We start from the raw sequence: 22077 nt of genomic DNA, 5'->3' as shown, positions 1-22077 counted from the left end.
TTTCCGCGGTACCACCTTTTTTGGCGCCAAGCGCGCCCACCTCTTGCCCTGTAACGTAGGGAAACGGCTTATGTTTGCATAAGCGGCCGTGTAGGGTAGGTTCAACCGACTTCCCGTGAGGAACCTTCCAGCCTATGGGTTCCACTCTCTTGCACGTTCCATCGGTTTACTCGTCCCGTGCCTTTTTCACTTATTATATTTTTTAGAATTATGAAACAAAAAAGCGAAGATGTCAATGGATTTTACGATTGTTTGGATAAAAGACGAAGTTTTCGCTCATGTTGGAGTGTTTTGGAAGAAAGCAGATCAACGGTTTCTTGCGTGTCGGTTAATTCATCGCGTAGTAGATCAACTTTTTCGTTTAGCTGCTCGAACTGTTTGTCCATTTCTTGTTTAAGAGCGTCAATTCTCGTTTCTAATTTGCTTTCTACACCTCGAATTTCCGAGCGAAGCTGTTGCCCCATTTCTTGCATTTCTGAACGAAGCTGTTGTCCCATTTCTTGCATTTCCGAACGAAGCTGGTTGCCCATCTCTTGCATTTCCGTCCGGAGCTGATTGTTCATTTCCTTCATTTCGTAATGAATTTTGTTTGAGAATAGTTCGAGCGCTTTCACAATTTCTTTTACAATTGTTTCCCTGTCCACTTTGATTCACCCCCCTTTTATTTTTCATTATAAATGAATGACGGACAAGAAAGAAGTATGTTTCTCATCATTTTCCGATCATAAAAAGTAAATAGATGAAACTTTTACCTAACATCATACGTTATAATGTAATAAAAGAGAAAGGAGTGGAAAACATGGGATTAGTGTTGCAACATGTAACAAAACAGTTTGGCTCGTTTACAGCAGTAGATGATGTGACGTTGTCTATTCCGGAAAAGGGTATATTTGGATTTCTGGGGGCGAACGGAGCAGGAAAAACGACAACATTTCGAATGATCTTAGGATTGCTTGAGCCAACGAAAGGGGAGATTACATGGAACGGTGAGCATATTACGTATAAACATAGTCATCTCATCGGATATTTGCCGGAAGAAAGAGGATTGTATCCAAAGTTAAAAGTAAAAGAACAACTCATTTATTTAGGAAGATTGCGAGGATTACATAAAGAAGAAATTGTGAAAGAAATGCGCAATTGGCTGGAGCGTTTTAAAATCCCACAATATGAAAATCAAAAAGTAGAACAGTTATCGAAAGGTAATCAACAAAAAATTCAATTTATCGCTGCGGTGTTACATCGTCCGCAATTGCTGATTTTAGATGAACCATTCAGCGGACTAGATCCGGTAAATGTCGAAATGTTGAAAAAGGCAGTAATAGATTTACAACAACAAGGAACAACGATTGTCTTCTCAAGTCATCGGATGGAACATGTTGAACAATTATGTGAACATATATGCATTATGCATAAAGGAAGACCTATTGTTCATGGATCAATTAAAGAAATTAAGCAATCTTTCGGCAAGAAAAATGTCATTATTCACGGAGAGCTTCCGTTTGAAACATTAACAAACGTTCCTGGCGTATTAAAAATGGAGAAAACGGTTGAAGGAGTTCGCTTACAAATAGCAGATGAAAGTGTATCCCAGCGCATTCTTGAACATATTTATGCAAAAGGATTTATTCGTACGTTTTCGCTAGAAGAACCATCGCTCAATGACATTTTTATCGAGAAAGTAGGTGCAGCGTATGAACAATAAGTTTTGGATCGTTTTTCTTCACACGTACGTAACGAAATTAAAATCAAAGTCTTTTTTCATTTCAACGATCATTACTGCTTTTATTGTATTTGGTATTAGTCAGTTAGATCGTATCATTGAAGCGTTTAGCGATAATGGTCAAAAAACAATTGGTGTTATTGATGAAACAAATGGGTGGTACGAAGCATTGCAATCGCAATTGCAATCGAATAAAGAAATAAAACTTGTTCGCCATGATAAAAGTGAGGAACAGGCAAAAGAACTTGTCCAAACAGAAAAGTGGTATGCGTATATTGTACTTGATGTACAAAACGGTCAGCCGAAAGTGACATATTATGCAAAAAATATTGCAGATAGTGATGTCATTCATGGCATTGAGCAAGCGTTGCAACAAGTTAAAATTGCGATGATGGCAAAACAAATTGGATTAACGTATGAACAAATAAACGCATTATATGCTCCAATTGCCATAGAAAAGGTAGCGCTTGAAGAACATGCAAAAACAGAAGAACAATTAAATCAAGCAAGAGCGATCGTATATGTGCTATTGTTTGCGATGTATATGTTCGTGTTAATGTACGGAAGTATGATTATGATGGAAGTAGCAACGGAAAAATCATCGCGTATTATGGAAATTTTAATTTCAAGTATCTCACCTGTTCAACAATTGTTCGGAAAAATTTTAGGAGTTGCTTTGTTAAGTTTGACGCAGTTTATGTTTATTTTTTCAGTTGGCTATGTCTCGATGAAACAAAGCGATATATTGCGTCAGTTGCTTGGTATGAATGAACTCCCACTTTCTTTAATTACGTACGGCATTATCTTTTTCTTGCTCGGTTATTTGTTGTACGCAATGTTATTTGCGGTACTTGGCTCGATTGTCAGTCGAGTAGAAGAAGTGCAACAAATGGCTGGACCTGTCACAATGTTAGTTGTCGCTGCGTTTATTATGGCGATGTTTGGCTTGAATGCACCGGAATCTCCGTTTATTGCAACAATGTCGTTTGTTCCATTTTTTGCTCCAATGATTATGTTTTTACGAATCGGAATGCTAAACGTTCCAGTTTGGGAAATCGCTCTTAGCATTGCTTTGCTCATTGGGACAATCGCTTTTTTATTTGTGTTTGGTTCAAAAATATATCGCGGTGGCGTGCTCATGTACAATCAAGCGTCTTCATGGAAAGATCTCAAACGGGCATGGCAATTAACGAAAAAATGAAAAACCGAGCAAACAGCTCGGTTTTTACATCGGCTTTGTCGGTGTCGGCTTCGCATAGCCTTCTTTATATGTTTCATCAATAAGGTGACGAATATCTTTGATCGACATTCCTTTTTCATATTGTTCAATAGAAATAGCGGCGATCTCTAAACAAACTCCGCATTTTGTTGCGTGATCGTCCCAAATGATTGCACCGTTGCTTTTATTTTCATGTACAAAACAATCATAATTGTTCTCATGACCGACTGATTCACCGCAACCACAATAACAAGGTATGTTTTCTAACAACTTTTGATGTGTTGCAGCCTGTTCATATAAATGAGACATCGATTCATTATAGGAAGACAAAAATGATGGAAGATCACGAATCGAGTTTGTTTCTTCCCGGATATCACCTGTTTCGTGTTCTGCAGTATGTTTTTCTTCTTGTTGTACACAACCACTAAGCAATAAACTAGTAGAGATCATTGCGTTAAGCATCAATCGTTTTCTCATCCCAACCATCCTTTTTCTAAAATGATAAAGGGTTCCGACTTTTTTCACTATTTCTTTTATCTTTTCACTATTATAATATAAAAATAACAGTAAATGATAAGGAAAAAGGCGGGGGAAAAATGGATTGCATCGAAGTAAAAGGAAAAACGGTGGAAGAAGCGATTGGAGAGGGGCTCAAACAGCTTCAAGCAACGCGCGAAGAAGTAATCATCGAAGTTGTGCAACAAGAGCGCAAAAAGTTGTTTGGAGTCGTCTCGCAACCTGCCGTTGTTCGACTAACGAAGAAACAGCAAGCAAACCAAATGATTCAACAAGTTGAAGGAAAAGCATGGATTCAAGATGGTACGTTGTATTACGAATGTTTGGACGTAAGCCCAACGATCGTAATCGGTGAAGGTGTCATCTGTTTACATAATGGTCAACAAGTCGAAGGAAGCATCACGTTACAAGAAGGCGACGACGTTCGTATTTACCCAAAAGAAGAAAGCATCGCCCAATCCGTTTGGAGAATTGATGTAGATGCTAGAAAGTTAGAAGCAACATTAACGTTCGCCCCTGGGGTACGGCGTCGATATATATTGGAAGATCAATCACCATCTAACAAATTACATATACAAGCAAAAATAGAAACTGAACTTATTTATGACGTATCATATGAGAAAGTAATAGCAAAATTGCAAGAATTAGGGATTGTTTATGGAATAAGAGAAGAAGTGATTCGAGAAGTATTGCAATCAGAGAAAAAAATAACAGCTATAATTGCTAGAGGAATTGAGCCAACAGAGGGAAAGGACGGATGGGTAGAAGTAAAAGTAGGTGAGGGGAAAAGAACACCGAAAGTTCGTGAAGACGGAACCGTTGATTATCGTGAAATAGAAATGATTGCGACCGTTGGTGAAGGTGACTTGATTGCGATTGTTCATCCACCGCTGCCAGGTAAACCAGGATTAACCATCACAAATGACGTGATACCTGTACGTGAAGTACATCCGGTGATGATTAAACTTGGTAAGGGAGTAACGATGGATGGAAACCGCATTTTAGCAACAACAGGCGGGCGACCGCAAATTGCGAAAAAGGGAAAGACGGTTGTCGTCTCCATCCTTCCAAAGCTTGTTCATCAAGGCGATGTCGATTTATCAGTCGGGAATATTCATTTTAAAGGCGATGTTGAAATTACAGGAAACGTCCAAGACGAAATGGTTGTTGAAGCGCTCGGTAGCATTATGATTTTACAAAATGTCAATCGCGCAAAAATTCGTGCGCAACAATCGATTTTTATTCAACAAAACGTCATTAGTGGTACGGTGACATCAGGAGAAAACAAAATGATTGTGACCAAGCTGATCGGTTTATTACAACAAATTCGCCACTCACTTGAGCGAATGATTGTTGCGATTCAACAACTAATGGTCATGTCTAAAATTCGCGAACAAGATATTTATCCGCTGACGAAGAGATTGCTTGAAAGCAAGTTTCAAACGACGATGGAAGCGATGAAACAGTATAAAACGATGTGTGAGCAAAAGCGCGAACAAATTGGTGAACAATGGTTCGATATTGGCTCACAGTTGGATGGTTGCTTGCTCGCTGATCGTCCGAATCATTTTCATTGTTTAGAAGGCATGGCGAATTTGCTTCGAGAACTAAATACGTTTATCGGGCAATACGACCGCGAAGAAAACGATGCAATTGAGCTTTCTTACGCTTTAAATAGCGTCATTCACGGAAGTGGAGATGTCGTTGTAACGGGAAAAGGGTGTTACAATTGTAACATTTATGCTGGAGGCACATTGACTGTTCACGGAGTGTTACGCGGTGGTGAAGCGTATGCGCAAAAAGGGATGAAAATTAAAGAAGTTGGCTCTTCGCTCGGGATTAAGACTGTATTAGCTGTTCCAAAAGGGGAGACGATCTATATTGAACACGCATGGGAAGGAACAGTTGTACAATTTGGTAAAAAGACGTATACATTTTATGAAGAGAAAAAACACGTTGAAATGAAATGGGACGACGAACGTCAAGAAATTGTATTTGGATAAAAAAGACGCATGGCCAACAAAGCCGATGCGTCTTTTTGTATATTTTTCGGATAATCATATAGTATAATGTAAATGTTCTTAATTTTCTTTCTTTTTTGAAGAAGGGGGCTAGAAAATGAAAGCGATTACGGATGGGGATATTTTATGGACGCCAACGAAAGAACAAATCGAACAATCAAGCGTGAAAAAGTATATGAATTGGCTAGAAGCAAAAAAAGGGCTTACGTTTGATTCGCATGCGGCGTTATGGAAATGGTCGGTCGAGAATCTTGAGCAATTTTGGGAAACGGTGTGGGAATATTGCAGCGTTCAGTCGTCTGCACCGTATACCGGTGTGTTAGAAGAACGAAAAATGCCACGGGCAAACTGGTTTCCAGGGGCACGGCTAAACTATGTGGAACATATTTTTCGCAACATGCAGGAGAAGCCAGCGCTTTTGTTCCGTTCCGAACACGTTTTGCTGCGTGAAGTGACGTGGAAAGAGTTAAAACAACAAACGGCAGCCGTCGCTTCGGCACTGAAAAAACTGGGGATCAAGCAAGGAGATCGCGTCGTTGCTTATATGCCAAACATTCCGGAAACCGTCGTTGCGTTTTTGGCGTGCGCGAGCATTGGCGCGATCTGGTCTAGTTGTTCTCCCGATTTTGGCGCCAACAGCGTCATCGACCGCTTCCAACAAATTGAGCCGACGGTGTTGTTTGCGGTAGATGGTTGTCAATATAACGGGAAAACGTTTGATAAAGTACCAGTTGTGAAAGAACTGCAAGAAAAACTTCCGTCGCTAAAAAAGACGATTGTCGTTCCGTATTTGCGTGACGATGTGGAAGCGTGGGACGATTCCGTTTTATTATGGACGGACATATTAAAAGAGGAAGGTGAACTGGTGTATGAACAAGTGCCGTTTGCTCATCCGCTTTGGATTTTATATTCTTCTGGAACGACCGGATTGCCAAAGCCAATTGTACAAGGGCATGGCGGTATTTTATTAGAGCATTTAAAAATTTTATCGATTGAATGCAATATTGCGCGCGATAGCACATTTTTCTGGTTCACGACGACCGGTTGGATGATGTGGAACTTTTTAATTGGCGGGCTGTTAGTTGGGGCAACAGTTGTGTTATATGACGGGAGCCCAACGTTTCCAGATGCGAACGTCTTATGGGAGCTTGCCGAAAAAGCAAAAATTACGCATTTTGGCACAAGCGCAGCGTTTATTAACGTCTGCATGAAACAAGGCATTCGTCCGAAAGACACTTACGATTTTTCACACTTGCAAGCGGTTCTCTCGACAGGATCCCCACTGACGACCGAAGGGTTTCTTTGGGTGTATGAACATATGAAAGACGTTTGGCTCGTTTCCTGCAGTGGCGGGACGGATGTATGCACCGCGTTTGTCGGTGGGTCGCCCATTTTGCCGGTTCGTGCAGGCATGCTGCAATGCCGTTCGCTCGGGGCAAACGTACAGGCGTTTGATGAACATGGACATTCGCTGATCAATGAAGTGGGAGAATTAGTCATCACGGATCCAATGCCGTCGATGCCGCTCTTTTTCTGGAACGACGAAAACGACCGTCGCTACCTCGAAAGCTATTTTGATACGTATCCAGGCGTGTGGAAACATGGGGATTGGATTAAAATTGATGCTGAAGGAAGCTGCGTCATTTACGGTCGTTCGGATTCGACGATTAACCGCGCAGGCGTGCGCATGGGCACGAGCGAAATTTATCGGGCGGTGGAAACAGTGGATGGCATTCTCGATAGTTTAGTCATTGACTTAGAAGTGATGGGAAGAAAATCGTTTATGCCGCTATTTGTCGTTCTGCAGCCAGGGATAGAGCTAGATGACGCATTAAAACAACGAGTGAAAGATGCCATTAAAGCGCACGTATCGCCACGCTTTATTCCAGACGACATTTATCAAGTCGAACAAATTCCAAAAACGTTAAACGGAAAGAAAATGGAAATCCCAATTCGGAAAATTTTATTAGGCTTCCCGCTCGAAAAAGCAGTGAACGTTGGCTCGATGGCAAACCCAGAATCACTTTCTTTCTTTATCGAACTCGCGAAACAATGGGAGCATTCGAATGTATAAGCAAGGCTGTTGCCGTTTGGCAACAGCCTTAGTGGTGTGCGCTGCTTTTCTTATTGACTTTTACGTAAACGTAAACTAAAATAAAATTCAGAAAATTAAAAATAAAGGTGGAAGCAATGAATTACTATACAATCTCCCAACTGGCCGAGCAGTTTGATATTAGCACGCGAACGATTCGCTATTATGAGGAACGTGGGCTCATTTCCCCGATTCGCACCGAGTCGGGCCAGCGGCTGTATACGAAAAAAGACCGAGCGGTGTTAAAGCTTATTTTACGCGGGAAACGGTTCGGTTTTTCGTTAGAAGAAATTCACGAAATGATTAGCTTGTTTGACAACGATCGCACTGGCCGAAAACAGCTGGAAAAAACAATCGCATACGGCGAACAAAAGTTAAAGGAGGTGACGGAGCGGATTGAAGACTTAATGCAGTTAAAACAAGAAATGGAGTCGATTTTGGCAGATTTTCGCGAACGATTACAAAAGCTGGAGGGAACGAAATGAACATTTCCGAGTTGTTAGCGCGTAATGCGCGAAAGTTTCCGAATAAAATAGCACTCATGGATGGTGCCGTGTCGCTGTCTTATCGAGAAGTAGATGATACGGTCAATCGGCTCGCTTCTTCGCTTGCTTCGCTCGGCATCAAACGAGGCGATAAAGTCGTATTGTATATGCCAAATGTGAGAGAATTTGTATATGCGTATTTTGCTGTCTTGCGCCTTGGTGCCATCATCGTACCAATTAATGCGCGGCTAACTGCCCAAGAAGTGCAATATATTATGGACCATAGCGAAGCAAAAGCGGTCATCGCACATGATTGGATTTATCAAGAACTTGCCTCGCTTGTTCATAAGGTTGACGTCATTTGGGTGAAAACAGGGGAAGCAATAGAAGGTTGGCGTTCGTTATCGCAGCTCATTGCTAGCGGCGATTCTTCCCCAATTGTTTGTCCGCTGAGCGAAGAGGACGAAACGACGATTTTATACACATCTGGAACGACTGGTAAACCAAAAGGAGTATTGTTTACAGCGCGCAATATTTTCGCTGTCGCAACGATGATGGCGCTAGAGACGAAAATGGATAAACATAGCCGCCTGTTGCATATGATGCCGCTTAGCCATTCCGCACCGCTTCATTTATTTTTTGTCGGCGGGATGTACGTCGGGGCCACCCATGTGTTATCACCAACGTTTTCCCCAGAAGCATTGTTAGAACTTGTCACAAAATATCAAATTACCCACTTTTTCGGAGCACCAGTCGCCTATTTACTCACGGCAAAACACCCACGCCTTCACGAATACGATTTGTCGTCTGTCCAATATTGGACGTATGGGGGAGCACCGTTATCGGCAAATGAAGTGCAATTTGTCGCCAAACAGTTTCGCACGAATCGGCTCATGTGTTTGTACGGACTAACGGAAGCTGGACCAAACGGAACGTATTTATCACCGGAAGAACATGCGACAAAGGCAGGGAGCGTTGGCAAAGATGCCGCCCTTCATTGCGAAGTAAAAATCGTCGATGAACGCGGCAATGACGTTCCACCAGGCGAAATTGGTGAAATCATCTTAGCTGGTGAAGGCACAATGAAAGGTTATTACAAAGACGAGGAAAAAACAGCGGAAACGGTGAAAAACGGTTGGCTATATACAGGCGATTTAGCGCGCCGTGATGAAGATGGATACATTTGGATTGTCGATCGAAAAAAAGATATGATCATCTCTGGGGGAGTGAACGTTTACCCGAAAGAAGTGGAAGACGCGCTAAAGTTGCACCCAGCGATTGTTGATGTGGCGGTTGTTGGCGTGCCGCATCCAGAATGGGGAGAAACGGTGAAAGCGTTTGTTGTCACAAAAGAACCGATCGAGCAGCTTGCGGAAGAATGTAAACGTTTTCTCTCGGATAAACTTGCAGACTATAAAATTCCAAAGCTATATGAAGCCATTCCTGAACTACCGCGCAACGCAACAGGAAAAATATTAAAACAGGTGTTGAGGGGGATACACAATGAAACAGCTACGCGAAGTTGATCCGAACTTATTTGCCAATTTAAAAAAATATTTAGACGAAGAGTTTTATGCGTACGCCGAAGAAGAGTTAGAGAAGTTTTGGAAGCTTTGCATGACCGATATCGATCGGCGCGCGGTACATACAGACCGCGAAGGACAGCCGCGACTCCTCAAATATGACCGTTTTGGCAATGATGTTTCAGAAATATGGGTGAACGAAGGATATAAACAAACAGTGAAGGAAACGTATGAAACAGGCATTGTCGGCTATGTCCATAAACCGATTCCTGCGCTTGGCCGCGTTGGCAATTACGTCTATTCGTACGCGCAAGGATATTTGTTATCACAAGTCGAGCCAGGGTTTTATTGCCCGGTGACGCTCACGATGGCAACGGCGTACGTATTAGAGCATTTTGCTGACGAAAAAATTAAAGCGAAATATTTGCCGCACGTCATTTCGACGGGCGAAGTCGAGCTGTATGAAGGCGCGACGTTTTTAACCGAGCGGCAAGGCGGTTCGGACGTCGGTGCCAATGAAGTGCGCGCTGTTTTATGCGGGGATCATTATGAAATTTACGGAGAAAAATATTTTGCGAGCAACGCTGGCATGTGCGGAGTTGCTTTAGTGCTTGCGCGCATCGACGGAAGCGAGGCGGGGACGAAAGGGCTTAGTTTATTTTTAGTGCCGTGGCGCAATGAGGACGGGACATTAAACGGCATTCACATTCGGCGTTTAAAAGATAAACTTGGTGTTCGCGCTGTGCCGTCAGCGGAAGTCGTATTTGAAGGGGCAAAAGCTTATTTAATTGGCGATGCGAAAAAAGGGTTCTACTATATGATGGAAGCGCTCAATTTATCGCGCGTCTGCAACGCCGTCGCTTCGATTGGCATTATGAAGCGAGCGCTAGAAGAAGCGAAACAATATGCAGTCGATCGTCAAGCGTTTGGACATACACTCACATCATATCCGATGGTGAAAGAAACGTTAGCCAACTTAACGGCGCGTCAAGAAGTGCAAACGAGCGCTTGTTTTGAGCTCATTTCCTTTTTTGACCGTGTGATGCGCACGCCGGACCAAGCGTCTGAGCAAGAAAAAGCGTGGAATCGCTTATTAATTGCGCTTTTAAAAATGCGAACAGCCGAAGAAGCGATTGCATTTGCCCATGAAGCGATTGAAATGCATGGCGGCAACGGCTACATCGAAGATTTCGTCACCCCGCGCTTGCTTCGCGATGCCCAAGTATTGACCGTATGGGAAGGAACAGCAAACATTTTAGGACTTGAGGTGTTGCGCCTCATCCGTAAATATCGCGTCCATGAAACGTTTATTCAAACAATAAACGAACAACTAGCTGCACTTCCTGTGGGAATACGCGCATTTGCTAAACCGGTCGAAAGCGGGTTGCATGAACTCATACAGTCTCTAAAACAACTTCACGGACAGCCAGAAGACGTGCAAACGTATCACGCCAAAAAAATCGCCAATCGCCTTTGCGACTTGTATTTGAGCGTCATAGCGTTAAAAGAAGCGGAAGAAAACGAACGAAAACAAATTATCGCCCGCCTCTTCTTACAGCATATTTGGGGATACGATTTATTCGATGCTGAGATGTTATCGGTTCGTCATTTTGACTTAGTGATGAACGAAACGAAAGAGGTAGAAGTATAAAAAGGCAAGGGACCAAGTCGGTTCCTTGCCTTATAGTAAAACAAACACCGCCAAAAAATGAGCCACAGACCCGCCTAATACAAACAAGTGCCAGACGGCATGATGAAATTTAAACCCGCGCCATACGTAAAAAACAGCGCCGACTGTGTACAAAATTCCGCCGATGACTAAATATAACACACCGTTTGGCGAGAGGCTGGAAACGAGCGGTTTCCATGCAAATACAATCAACCAGCCCATGATGATATATATAATCGTCGATGTATATAAAAACCGATCGACGAAAAAGCATTTAAATACGGTACCGAAGAGTGCAAGCCCCCAGACGATGCCAAACAATGTCCAACCGATCGCCCCCCTCACCGCTAAAAACAGAAACGGCGTATACGTGCCTGCAATAAAAAAGTAGATCGCCGAATGATCGAAAATTTCAAACAATCGCTTCCAGCGCCCTTCCGGCAACGCGTGTACAATCGTCGATGACAAATACAAAATAAGCATTGTGCTTCCAAACAACGTAAAACTAACAACATGCCATGCATTTCCGTACATCGCAGCCATGACCGTCAAAATAACGAGCGCCGCGATACTAAACACCGCACCGATGCCATGAGTAATCGCATGCACGATTTCTTCTTCTTTCGTAAACGTATGGGTAAAAGCCAATAGTCTCATTCCTTTCGCGAAAGACATTTTGTTTATTGTACCACATCGATATACATTTTTGTGCATTGTTGTTTTCGTTCGCGATATAATGGAAAAAAGAGAGGTGAGGACGATGCAAATACAGGTAGAAAGGCAACGAAAGACAAAAAAATGGCTTGTACCATCGTTTATTGGTGTGTTGTTACTTGCGGCGATTGCGTGTGTCGCCATTTCCATTTACGTCGGTTGGAATTTGACACATAAAGAGCGAAAAGCAGTCGTCGAAACGCCGAAGGCTTATGAAATGTCTTATCAAGATGTGACATTTACAAGTAAAGACGGCGGACTAAAGCTGAAAGGGTGGGTGATTGAGCCAACGAAGCAAGCGAAAATGACCGTTATTTTTTCGCATGGATATGGCGGCAATCGCTACGAACCAAACGTCCCGTTTTTGCCAATTGCTAAAGCACTAACAGACGAAGGATATCGCGTCATCATGTTTGATTTTCGCGCAAGCGGCGAATCGGAAGGAGACATGACAACGATTGGAGCCAAAGAAAAATATGATTTGCTCGGTGTCATTGACTATGCAAAACAACATTATGCCGAACCAATTGTTCTGTACGGAGTATCGATGGGAGCAGCAACGTCGATTTTAGCGGCAGGAATGGATGAAGAGGTGAAAGCGGTTATTGCTGACAGCCCGTTTAGCGATTTAGAAGGATATTTGCGCACATATATGCCTGTATGGACGCATTTACCGAACGTTCCGTTTACGTATTTAATCATTACCCTTATTCCGATGATTACTGATTTAGATCCAGCCGAGTCGGTGCCGATCAAAGCGGTTGATGCAATTGCCCCACGGCCGATTTTATTTATTCATAGCAAAGCCGATCCATCTATTCCATATGAAGAAAGTGTGGAGATGTACAACAAACATCCAGAAGTGTTTGAACTTTGGCTCACGGACAAAGCCAAACATGTGAAAAGTTTTGCGATGTATGAAGAGGAATATATTAAGCATATGTTAGCATTTCTAGAAAAAGTGCAAAAATAAAAGACAAGCCGTCGTTCCAAGAGGGGAGCGACGGCTTTGTTTTTAGTTTGCTTTTTTGAGCATGTACAACTCTTCCTCTGCGCGTGCAATACGGCCGAGCTGATAGTCAAGTCGTTCGTGGATATAGGCAATGTCCTGCTTTGTAGCCATTTCCCCACGAATGTGGGCAATTTCATGACGCATAGCATCTTGAAGGCTACGTTGTTCTAATTGATTGTCTCGAATAGCCTTGATCATTGCTGTATTTTCTTTCATTTGCTCTTTTAACCAATGAATATCTTCTTCCTGCTTATGCACTTTTGTTTTTAATTCATGCATCTCTTGCTTCATTGTCTGCATCTCTTGCTTCATTGTCTGCATTTCTTGCTTCATTGTCTGCATTTCTTGCTTCATTGTTTGTATTTCTTGCTTCATCCATTGCATGTCTTCTGCTAAGTTTTGAACGAGGTTAACAAGTTGAAGGAGAAGTTGTTCTTGCACGCCTGATTCACCTACCTTTCATCTTAGGGGTATACGGCATTTCTGGCGAGGAATATGAAGAGGAGTGTGGTGAAATGCCTTTGCCGTCATCTTATCATAATTTGTCGAAATGGACAAACTATTTTTTATATATGTTGAATCGCTTATTTTGTCGTCCGTGTAGCATACATGCGTTCTTTTGCGACTTGTAATAACTGTTGGAATTGTTCCCCTTCGATTGGATATGTCGCATAGCCGACGAGAAAAGATATCGGACTATTTTTTTTAATTCGCTCAATTATTGTAGATGGTTTTGCGTTATTTTCGACAGCGATAATTAAATACTGGTCATTTGACCATTTGGCTACGATATCACTTTTTCGCGTTGCCTCGACTAACAGCTGTTCGAAGGCAGTTTGTTGTTGGGAATGACTGCCTTTTTTCGTTTGGAGCAAATAGATTGTTAATCGACTATCCGGATCTCGATCAACGAGCGCTGCGATTTTTTCAAATGTACTTGTAGCAAAGTCTTTGCTTTTTAACTGATATATTAAATCTTTTACACAAGCTTTTCGATCATAACGATTACCAAAATAAATACCTACAATGGTTTGGAACACATAAAAACCGACGACAACATATAATTCCGTTCCACGTAATTGTGTTACATCAATCGTATCACTCATAGCGATCGCTTCTGAAAATAATACAAGTTGACTAATGAATAAACCGATTGTTTTTCCTATATGTTTTTTAAACATATATTGTCACCTCTCTCCATATTATGAAACAATCGTGCTATTGAATTGGACAAATCGAGGAAAAATAAAAAAGGGCGAGATGATCGCCCTTCTACGTTAAAAGATGAAATGAGCTATAAAAACGATAATTGGTAATGTAATGAGTGTGCGAAGTAAGAAAATGACAACTAAATCTTTAAACGTAATTGGTAGTTTAGATGCGAGCAACAATCCACCTACTTCAGACATATAAATAAGCTGTGTTACAGAAACACAAGCAATAACGAAGCGAGTAAATTCGCTTTCAATGCCGCTACCGATAATGGCAGGTAAAAACATGTCCGCAAAGCCGACAACCATCGTTTGTGCAGCGGCTGACGCTTCTGGCACTTGTAGGAGCGTCAAGATCGGTACAAACGGTTTACCGAGCCATTCAAATACCGGTGTTGTTTCGGCGATAATTAATGCGACCGTTCCAATGGCCATAACGACAGGTAATACGCCTAACCACATATCGATCACGGTTTGTACACCGTTTTTCAATAATTTCCCCATGTCGCTATTGCGCTGTGCCACTTCTGTTGCCTGTTTTAATCCCCATTGAAAAGGAGTATAGCCAGCTGGTACTGTTTCATCAACGGGAGCGTGATGTTCATGATAATATGTGTCTGGCTTTTTTGATAATGGAGGGATACGCGGCATAATGATCGCGGCTACAAGACCAGCAACGACGATCGTAAAATAGTACGCGCCAAACATATGTTCAAGTTTCATATACGTGATGACAACGATGCTAAATGTAATCGATACAACGGAAAAAGTTGTTCCAATCACCGCTGCTTCTCGCTTTGTGTAAAAGCCGTCTTCATATTGTTTATTTGTTAACAATACGCCGATCGTTCCGTCCCCTAACCAAGAAGCAATACAGTCAATGGACGAGCGACCAGGTAATTTAAATACCGGACGCATAATCTTTGTTAAAAGTGCGCCACACAATTCAAGTAGACCAAAATCTAAAAGTAACGGCAAAAATAATCCTGCAAACAAAAAGACGGAAAACAAAATAGGAATGAGACTATACAACAGCAAAGCTCCTGTATTTTCTGACCATACCCATTCCGGACCGATTTTCCACAACGTCATCGCTCCTAAAATTGTTCCAACGATGCGCGTAACAACGAACAAGATATTGACATCAAATAAACGTCGGAGGAATGGGCTGTTCATGATGAAAGAAGGATAAGCAATTTTTGCAACGATTGTGCCAACTGTAGCGATAAACATAAATAAAACGGAAATTGTCGGAATGACTGAAGAAAAGCTTCCTTCGACCCATTTAGCTAAAATAGCTACAGGGATCGTCATCTCACCTTTATAAGGAACAGGGATCATAAATAAAAATAAGCCAACAAGCGAAGGAATAAGAAATTTCAGTATGTCAGAGAGATGATGCGATTGTGTGTGTTTTCCTTTTTGTACGACATTCATTTTCTAAAACCACCTTCCATTTTATGTTTTGAAAACGGATACATAACATTACTACTATCGTAATATAAAAATGAAAATAGTCAATATAGCAAAATGATTCAGAAATATAAATGAGTGATAAGGACTGCATAAATATGAAAGTATAAAATTATACAAATACACAAATACGAATAAAAAATAATTAAGTTATAGTAAAATAGGCAACATAAAGCATAATAAAACAAAGTGACGATATAATCAATCATTTTTTTGTATAAACGTTCAAATTCAAAATTTTTTGTTTTTCCTAACACATTGATGTGTGTATTTTTTCTGTTTATGCGATATGATAAGCGAAAGTAAGTGTGAAAGGGGTACGAGTAGTGTGGCATTATGCAAAACCAATCGTTGTTGTAAGTGAATGTCTCGGTTTTTCCCCGTGTCGTTATAACGGTGATCAACTAAACGATGAAGTCGTACATAAGCTAGCGCCGTTCGTACAATTTATCCCGATTTGCCCAGAAATGCGCATCGGTCTCGGTACACCGCGTGAGACGATTCGGCTGGTCAAAGAAGATGAACATGTTCGGCTTGTTCAGCCATCAACCGAAATGGACATCACCGAGCAAATGAATGAGTTTTCTGTTTCATTTTTAAAACAACTATTAGAGGTAGATGGCTTTATTTTAAAAAGTCGGTCACCTTCATGTGGGATAAAAGACGTCAAAATATACGGCAGTAAGAAAAAAGGACCTGCGCTAGGAAAAGGAACTGGTATGTTTGCAGAACATGTATTGCGAATGTTTGCACATAAAGCTGTGGAAGAAGAGGGACGATTAACGAATTTCGTTATTCGAGAGCATTTTTTGACGAAGTTATTTACACTTGCCTTATTTCGAGAGGTAAAACAGACAAATTCGCACCATCGACTTGTTGAATTTCATGCGGAGCATAAATATTTATTTATGGCTTATCATCAACAGAAATTGAAGCAATTAGGAAATATTGTTGCAAATCGTGTTCGTTTGCCGATTGAAGAAGTATTTTTGCGATATGAACAAACATTATATGAGTTGTTTGCACGACGATCCCGTCGAAATTCGAACATTAATGTTTGTCAACATATGATCGGTTATTTTAAACATGAGTTGAGTGGTGAGGAAAAACGGTATGTCCATGAGCTGTTAGAAAAATATCGGGCAGGCAAGCTGCCGCTAAGTAGTGTAACAGCCGTCATTCGTTCATGGGCCATTCGCTATCAAAACGAATATTTGTTGAAACAACGATATTTTCAACCTTATCCAGAACCGTTATTTGACGTGACGGATTCAGGAAAAGGAAGAGATTATTAAAAAAAGCGACAAAGGGTTATCCTTGTCGCTTTTTTGTAACGATATAATACACCGGAATGCCAGATATCGTCACAACAATCGATAAAAATGTATCGAGCGGTGCATGGAGTACCGTACTTATAATAATATATGCTGTGCCAACAATAGCAACAATCGGGGTGAAAGGATAAAATGGCACTCGGTATAATTGTTCGTTAGATGGTAATGATTTTCGTAATAAAAATACCGCATAAAAAGCAAAGCCGTAAAATAAAAAGACACTAAAAATAGCAATATCCGTTAAGCGATCTGCATTACCAAGTAACATCATGATAATTGCAATAGTAATTTGCATGAACGTTGCTAATACAGGTGTGCGCCACTTTGGATGGATGCGAGAAAAATAACGAGCAAGTGGAAATAGCCCATCTATTGCCATTGCCAATGGCATGCGAGGGAATGTGAGTACTTTTCCATTTAAACAACCAAAAATAGAAATTAAAATGCCAATAGCGATCAATTTTCCACCAAATGATCCGAATAAAATGGTTGCAGCTTCACTCGCTGCATTCGGACCGAGTGCAACAATGTCATCAGCGCGAAGCACGTGAAGTAATGCTACATTCACAGCCACATAGGCAAACATGACAATAAGAATACCGGTGATAATCGCTTTTGGTAACGTCTTTGCCGGATTTTTCATCTCACCAGCAACAAACCCAACGTTCATCCATCCATCGTACGCCCACAATGTTGCTAAAACTGCCGCCCCTAAGCTTATTGCTTGACTAGAGCCGCTATCCATGCCGAAAATCGGTACATTTCCTTTCACTACACCAAAGACAATAATAAGAAAAATAGGCAATAGTTTTGCTGCCGTTAACACACTTTGAACGATTCCACCAAACTGAGAACCAAGCATATTTACAACGGACAAAAACAAGACTGCCATGATCCCGATCCAAAGTTCGCTTTCTTTTGGTAGAGAAAAAATACCTGCAAACAGTGTACCAAAATACAGCCCTAGTGCACCGATAACGGCAGGACCGTAAATGATCGTTTGCACCCATCCGCATAAAAAGCCCCAAAACCGTCCATACACTTTTTCGATATACACATACAATCCACCTGTTTCAGGAACTTTTGCGCTTACTTCTGCAATCGTTAGACCACTTGCTAAAGTAATGATTCCACCGATGACCCATACGAGAAGAGCGAGTGTGGAATCTCCTGTTGCGCCAATGACGATCCCAGGTTTCATAAAAATTCCAGAACCGATAACTGTACCGATGACGATGGCTGTCGCTGTAATAAAGCCAATGCTCCGTTTTAATTGTGTGTTTGACATGTTGTTCACCCCTAGAGGACAAATGTTTTTTTTAGTCGAACAATCGCTATTATAGCATGAGATGAAGAAAAATTTCTTTTTTTGAAAATTAAAATATTGACATCGTGAAAAGAAAAGAATAAGATAAAACTAAAGTTGGCTTAAAGAAACTTTTTTAACCTTAATCATCATTGTTTGCTTGTTCCACATGTCACACGTTTTTTGTTCATGCATATAATGGGCGGCAAACAAATTTTTTTGGCTTTATGTTGCATTGAGGAAACTTTTATATCCTTATACAACTTTTGAAGGAGGATGCATATGAAAAAATGGTTGGTTGTATGGACCGTTTTATTATTGTTGTTCGGTTGTGAAACGAAAGCACCTAAAAAAGACGTTATTTACGTTGTCGCTACAACGGGGCAAATTGCAGATTTAGTTGAACATGTCGGGGGAGAGTATGTTCATGTGGAAGCGTTGATGGGGCCAGGGGTAGATCCGCATTTGTATAAAGCGACACAAGGTGACATTCAGAAGTTAAGTCAAGCAGACATCATCTTTTACAACGGGCTTCATTTAGAAGGAAAACTCGGAGAAATATTCACAAAAATGTCAAAAACGAAAAAAGTCGTCGCAGTAAGTGAAACGATTCCGAAAGAGAAGTTAATTGAAATAGACGGAGTATATGATCCGCACATATGGTTTGATCTTGATTTGTGGAGATATGCAACGCAAAAGGTAAGAGACGAATTAAGTGTAATGGATCCGAAACATAAAAAAATATACCAAGAACGAGCAGAAGTATATGAGTTGCAACTCATGCAGTTAAAAGAAGAAGCGAGAAAAGAGATAGATGCCATTCCGAAAAAACAGCGTGTTTTAATTACAGCCCATGATGCTTTTCATTATTTCGGTCGTGCGTATGATATCGAAGTAGTTGGCCTACAAGGGTTAAGTACAGATGCAGAATACGGATTGAAAGATATTCAAGAACTTGTTGATATGATTGTTGACCGAAATATTCAAGCTGTATTTGTGGAAAGCAGTGTATCGAAAAAGGCAATTGAAGCGGTTGTTGAAGGAGCAAAACAGCGTGGCCATCACGTTTCGATTGGTGGAGAACTATTTTCAGATGCGCTCGGAAAAAAGGGGACTGAAGAAGGGACGTTCATTGGTATGTATCGTTACAATGTTAAAACGATTGCACAAGCATTGAAGGGGGAAGGACGATGAATCCGTTGGTTGTTGACCAAATGACAGTTGCGTATGATCGGCAACTTGTATTAGAAGATGTATCATTTTCTGTTCCAGAAGGAAAGTTAGTAGGGATTATCGGTCCAAACGGAGCAGGGAAATCAACATTAATGAAAGCGATGTTAAATTTTATTCCGCGTATGCACGGGAATGTTTTCGTATATGGTCAACCGTATGAGAAGCAAAGGCATCTTGTCGGATATGTTCCACAACGAAATTCTGTTGATTGGGATTTTCCGACGAATGCGCTTGATGTTGTATTAATGGGGAGATATGGTCATATCGGACTATGGAAACGACCACGAAAAGAAGACGTAGAGATTGCAATGCAATGTTTAGATAAGGTCGGCATGTTGCCTTATGCGAAACGGCAAATTAGCCAACTATCTGGTGGACAGCAGCAGCGCGTATTTTTAGCACGTGCACTTGCACAAGATGCTTCTATTTATCTTATGGATGAACCGTTTGTTGGAGTGGATGCCGCAACAGAAAAAGCGATTATTCAACTGTTGAATGAACTAAAAACACGTGGAAAAACAGTATTGGTTGTCCATCATGATTTGCAAACGGTGCGAGATTATTTCGATTATGTTTTATTGTTAAATAAACGTGTCATAGCGTTTGGTGAAACAGAACGCACATTCACGTATGATCATATTCAAAACACGTATGGTGGAAAAGTGACTTTTCTCTCTACCACACATATTGTGGGGTGAACGAAATGGATGTTAATGTTCAATGGGTATTTACAAGCATGGCTTTGCTCGGATTGGCGAGTGGGATGATTGGCACGTTTGCCTTGCTGAAGAAACAAAGTTTAATAGGGGATGCAATGGCACATGCCGCGCTACCAGGCATTTGTATCGCTTTTCTCTTCTATGGACAAAAATCGCTTCTCGTTTTTTTTATTGGTGCTGCTTGTTCAGGTTATATGGCAACAGTATGTATTCAGTTTATTGTAAAACATACGCGCATTAAAGAAGATGCTGCCATTGGCATTGTATTGTCGGTATTTTTCGGTTTAGGTATTGTGCTATTAACATGGATTAATCAACATGAAGGTGGAAATCAGAGCGGGATCAATGACTTTCTGTTCGGAAAAGCAGCATCGTTGACCGGGAATGATGTGAGCGTGTTAACCGCAACAGCTATAACAATGGTTATAACCATCTTCTTTTTTTTCAAAGAGTTTAAAATTATTACATTTGATCGAGCATTTGCGCAAGGAATCGGTATACCTGTGTCATTGTTGAATGGTGTGCTTATGTTTTTAATCGTTTCGGTTGTTGTGATTGGTCTACAGGCTGTGGGCGTTGTGTTAATGTCTGCGCTACTCATTACGCCGGCGTTAGCTGCAAGATATTGGACTGAAAGACTCGGATGGATGACATTATTAGCTGGCGTATTTGGTGCTTTATCTGGAGTTGCTGGAGCATATGTGAGTTTGATTGCTTATGTGCCTACCGGTCCACTCGTTATTATTTTTGCGACGGCTCTGTTTCTTTTCTCGTTTTTATTCGCCCCGAAACGTGGTTTATGTAGCAAAATCATTCGTCGACATGTAGAAAGAAAAAAATTGCGCGTGAAACAACTAATGTATGAGCGAGGGGAGCAGTTATGAGTTATACGATTTGGATTTTGCTTACTGCAACTCTTGTCGGGATTAACTGTGGATTAGTCGGTACATTTCTCGTATTACGGAAAATGTCGATGCTTTCTGATGCGATCAGTCATAGCGTATTGCTAGGAATTGTGGGGGCGTATATGGTAAGCCATCAACTGCAAGGGGTGTCTATGCTCATCGGCGCTTTGCTTGTCGGATTGCTAACAACATTTCTCGTCCAATTGTTGCATCAAAAGGGGGTGCAAAGTGACGCAGCCATCGGGGTTGTGTTTACATGCTTGTTTGCGATCGGGGTTGTCCTCATTTCCTTATTCGCAGATCGTGTTCATTTAGATGTCGAACATGCGCTGATGGGTGAAATTGCATTTGTGCCGTGGGATGTGCTGGAAGTTGGCGGACGAAGTATTGGACCGAAAGCCGTTTGGTTGCTTGGATTTGTTTTAGCGATCAATATATTCGTTATTGTTTTTGCTTACAAAGAATTAAAAATTAGCTCATTTGATCATGAAATGGCAATTACGCTTGGAATTCCGGTCGTGCTGATTCACTACGTATTAATGGGGATGTTGTCGTTAACGACTGTTGCCTCATTTGATAGTGTTGGTGCCATTTTAGTTGTAGCGATGCTTATTGTACCGAGTGCAACAGCTTATTTGTGGACGGATCGACTTAGCACGATGCTTATATGTAGTGCTTTTATCGGTGTGTTGGCATCGGTGATCGGTTACGCGGGTGCAACGGCATTTAATGTCTCTATTTCTGGAGCAATTGCTGTATCAACAGGTGTCATCTTCTTTGTTTCATTATGGATCGCTCCAAAACACGGGTTATTGCGGAAATGGTTGAAAAAATCTCCTGCCTAGGCAGGAGATTTCAGACTGTTGAAAAACGATTTTGTCAAGGACAAAATCGTTTTTCTTTTGTTAATATGTTAAAGGAAAAC

20 protein-coding genes are annotated in these 22077 nt (G+C 41.2%); 13 read left to right on the top strand and 7 right to left on the bottom strand.

The window, feature by feature from the left end; translation table 11 throughout:
- Positions 1-242: 242 nt before the first annotated feature.
- Positions 243-644, bottom strand: a complete 402-nt coding sequence (locus LD028_RS08015) for an apolipoprotein A1/A4/E family protein (protein WP_237810632.1) — start codon at positions 642-644, stop codon at positions 243-245.
- 155 nt (positions 645-799) lie between these two features.
- Between LD028_RS08015 and LD028_RS08010 the strand changes: the two genes are divergently transcribed.
- Positions 800-1702, top strand: coding sequence for an ABC transporter ATP-binding protein (locus LD028_RS08010; RefSeq protein WP_237810633.1), 903 nt, complete (start codon positions 800-802; stop codon positions 1700-1702).
- The gene (locus LD028_RS08005) at positions 1692-2921 is read left to right on the top strand and encodes an ABC transporter permease (protein ID WP_237810635.1); all 1230 of its coding nucleotides are present in this window, start codon (positions 1692-1694) and stop codon (positions 2919-2921) included. The genes LD028_RS08010 and LD028_RS08005 overlap by 11 nt, the downstream gene beginning before the upstream one ends.
- A 24-nt stretch (positions 2922-2945) precedes the next feature.
- On the opposite strand, the gene LD028_RS08000 is transcribed toward LD028_RS08005, so the two are convergent.
- Complete coding sequence (locus LD028_RS08000) at positions 2946-3416, bottom strand: PCYCGC domain-containing protein (RefSeq protein WP_237810637.1); 471 nt, start codon at positions 3414-3416, stop codon at positions 2946-2948.
- A gap of 119 nt (positions 3417-3535) precedes the next feature.
- Here LD028_RS08000 and LD028_RS07995 point away from each other — a divergent pair, with 119 nt between their 5' ends.
- The 5 genes from LD028_RS07995 to LD028_RS07975 all read left to right on the top strand — a co-directional run bounded on the left by LD028_RS07995 (position 3536) and on the right by LD028_RS07975 (position 11227).
- The gene (locus tag LD028_RS07995) at positions 3536-5458 is read left to right on the top strand and encodes a FapA family protein (protein WP_237810639.1); all 1923 of its coding nucleotides are present in this window, start codon (positions 3536-3538) and stop codon (positions 5456-5458) included.
- 115 nt (positions 5459-5573) lie between these two features.
- Complete coding sequence (locus LD028_RS07990) at positions 5574-7550, top strand: acetoacetate--CoA ligase (RefSeq protein WP_237810641.1); 1977 nt, start codon at positions 5574-5576, stop codon at positions 7548-7550.
- Positions 7551-7666: 116 nt separating this feature from the next.
- Entirely contained in the window at positions 7667-8053 is a 387-nt protein-coding gene (locus LD028_RS07985; protein ID WP_237810643.1) for a MerR family transcriptional regulator, read from the top strand.
- Positions 8050-9579: a class I adenylate-forming enzyme family protein gene (locus LD028_RS07980; protein ID WP_237811511.1), complete on the top strand. Its 1530-nt coding sequence runs from the start codon at positions 8050-8052 to the stop codon at positions 9577-9579. Before LD028_RS07985 ends, LD028_RS07980 begins: the two co-directional genes overlap by 4 nt.
- Entirely contained in the window at positions 9557-11227 is a 1671-nt protein-coding gene (locus tag LD028_RS07975; RefSeq protein ID WP_237811510.1) for an acyl-CoA dehydrogenase family protein, read from the top strand. The genes LD028_RS07980 and LD028_RS07975 overlap by 23 nt, the downstream gene beginning before the upstream one ends.
- A 30-nt stretch (positions 11228-11257) precedes the next feature.
- Here the strand turns inward: LD028_RS07975 and trhA are convergent, their stop codons facing one another.
- Complete coding sequence (trhA, locus tag LD028_RS07970) at positions 11258-11893, bottom strand: PAQR family membrane homeostasis protein TrhA (protein ID WP_004890156.1); 636 nt, start codon at positions 11891-11893, stop codon at positions 11258-11260.
- 112 nt (positions 11894-12005) lie between these two features.
- Between trhA and LD028_RS07965 the strand changes: the two genes are divergently transcribed.
- Positions 12006-12932: an alpha/beta hydrolase gene (locus LD028_RS07965; protein ID WP_237811509.1), complete on the top strand. Its 927-nt coding sequence runs from the start codon at positions 12006-12008 to the stop codon at positions 12930-12932.
- A gap of 42 nt (positions 12933-12974) precedes the next feature.
- Here the strand turns inward: LD028_RS07965 and LD028_RS07960 are convergent, their stop codons facing one another.
- From LD028_RS07960 to LD028_RS07950, 3 genes are all read right to left on the bottom strand, one after another.
- Positions 12975-13412, bottom strand: coding sequence for a hypothetical protein (locus LD028_RS07960; RefSeq protein ID WP_237811508.1), 438 nt, complete (start codon positions 13410-13412; stop codon positions 12975-12977).
- A 143-nt stretch (positions 13413-13555) separates the two neighbouring features.
- Positions 13556-14152: a nucleotidyl cyclase domain-containing protein gene (locus tag LD028_RS07955; protein WP_237811507.1), complete on the bottom strand. Its 597-nt coding sequence runs from the start codon at positions 14150-14152 to the stop codon at positions 13556-13558.
- Between the two features lie 96 nt (positions 14153-14248).
- Positions 14249-15619 carry a YjiH family protein gene (locus LD028_RS07950; RefSeq protein ID WP_237811506.1) on the bottom strand — a complete coding sequence of 457 codons (1371 nt, stop codon included), beginning with the start codon at positions 15617-15619 and terminating at the stop codon, positions 14249-14251.
- 362 nt (positions 15620-15981) lie between these two features.
- Here LD028_RS07950 and LD028_RS07945 point away from each other — a divergent pair, with 362 nt between their 5' ends.
- Positions 15982-16950: a DUF1722 domain-containing protein gene (locus LD028_RS07945; protein ID WP_237811505.1), complete on the top strand. Its 969-nt coding sequence runs from the start codon at positions 15982-15984 to the stop codon at positions 16948-16950.
- Positions 16951-16966: 16 nt separating this feature from the next.
- Here LD028_RS07945 and LD028_RS07940 read toward each other — a convergent pair whose 3' ends face one another.
- Positions 16967-18277, bottom strand: a complete 1311-nt coding sequence (locus tag LD028_RS07940; protein ID WP_237811504.1) for an APC family permease — start codon at positions 18275-18277, stop codon at positions 16967-16969.
- Positions 18278-18577: 300 nt separating this feature from the next.
- Here LD028_RS07940 and LD028_RS07935 point away from each other — a divergent pair, with 300 nt between their 5' ends.
- Genes LD028_RS07935 through LD028_RS07920 form a run of 4 tightly spaced genes read left to right on the top strand, consistent with a single transcriptional unit; the run spans position 18578 to position 21997 of the window.
- The gene (locus tag LD028_RS07935; RefSeq protein WP_237811503.1) at positions 18578-19489 is read left to right on the top strand and encodes a metal ABC transporter solute-binding protein, Zn/Mn family; all 912 of its coding nucleotides are present in this window, start codon (positions 18578-18580) and stop codon (positions 19487-19489) included.
- Positions 19486-20226 (top strand): metal ABC transporter ATP-binding protein, encoded by a 741-nt coding sequence (locus LD028_RS07930; protein WP_237811502.1) that lies wholly within the window; start codon positions 19486-19488, stop codon positions 20224-20226. Before LD028_RS07935 ends, LD028_RS07930 begins: the two co-directional genes overlap by 4 nt.
- A gap of 5 nt (positions 20227-20231) precedes the next feature.
- The gene (locus LD028_RS07925) at positions 20232-21131 is read left to right on the top strand and encodes a metal ABC transporter permease (RefSeq protein ID WP_237811501.1); all 900 of its coding nucleotides are present in this window, start codon (positions 20232-20234) and stop codon (positions 21129-21131) included.
- Positions 21128-21997, top strand: a complete 870-nt coding sequence (locus LD028_RS07920; RefSeq protein ID WP_237811500.1) for a metal ABC transporter permease — start codon at positions 21128-21130, stop codon at positions 21995-21997. The genes LD028_RS07925 and LD028_RS07920 overlap by 4 nt, the downstream gene beginning before the upstream one ends.
- The last annotated feature ends 80 nt before the right edge of the window (positions 21998-22077 follow it).

Origin of the sequence: Anoxybacillus sp. LAT27, from assembly GCF_022030075.1 — a bacterium.
Taxonomy (GTDB): domain Bacteria; phylum Bacillota; class Bacilli; order Bacillales; family Anoxybacillaceae; genus Anoxybacillus; species Anoxybacillus kestanbolensis.
Note: the sequence above shows the minus strand (reverse complement) of the source record. Positions and strands in the feature narration are given on the sequence as shown.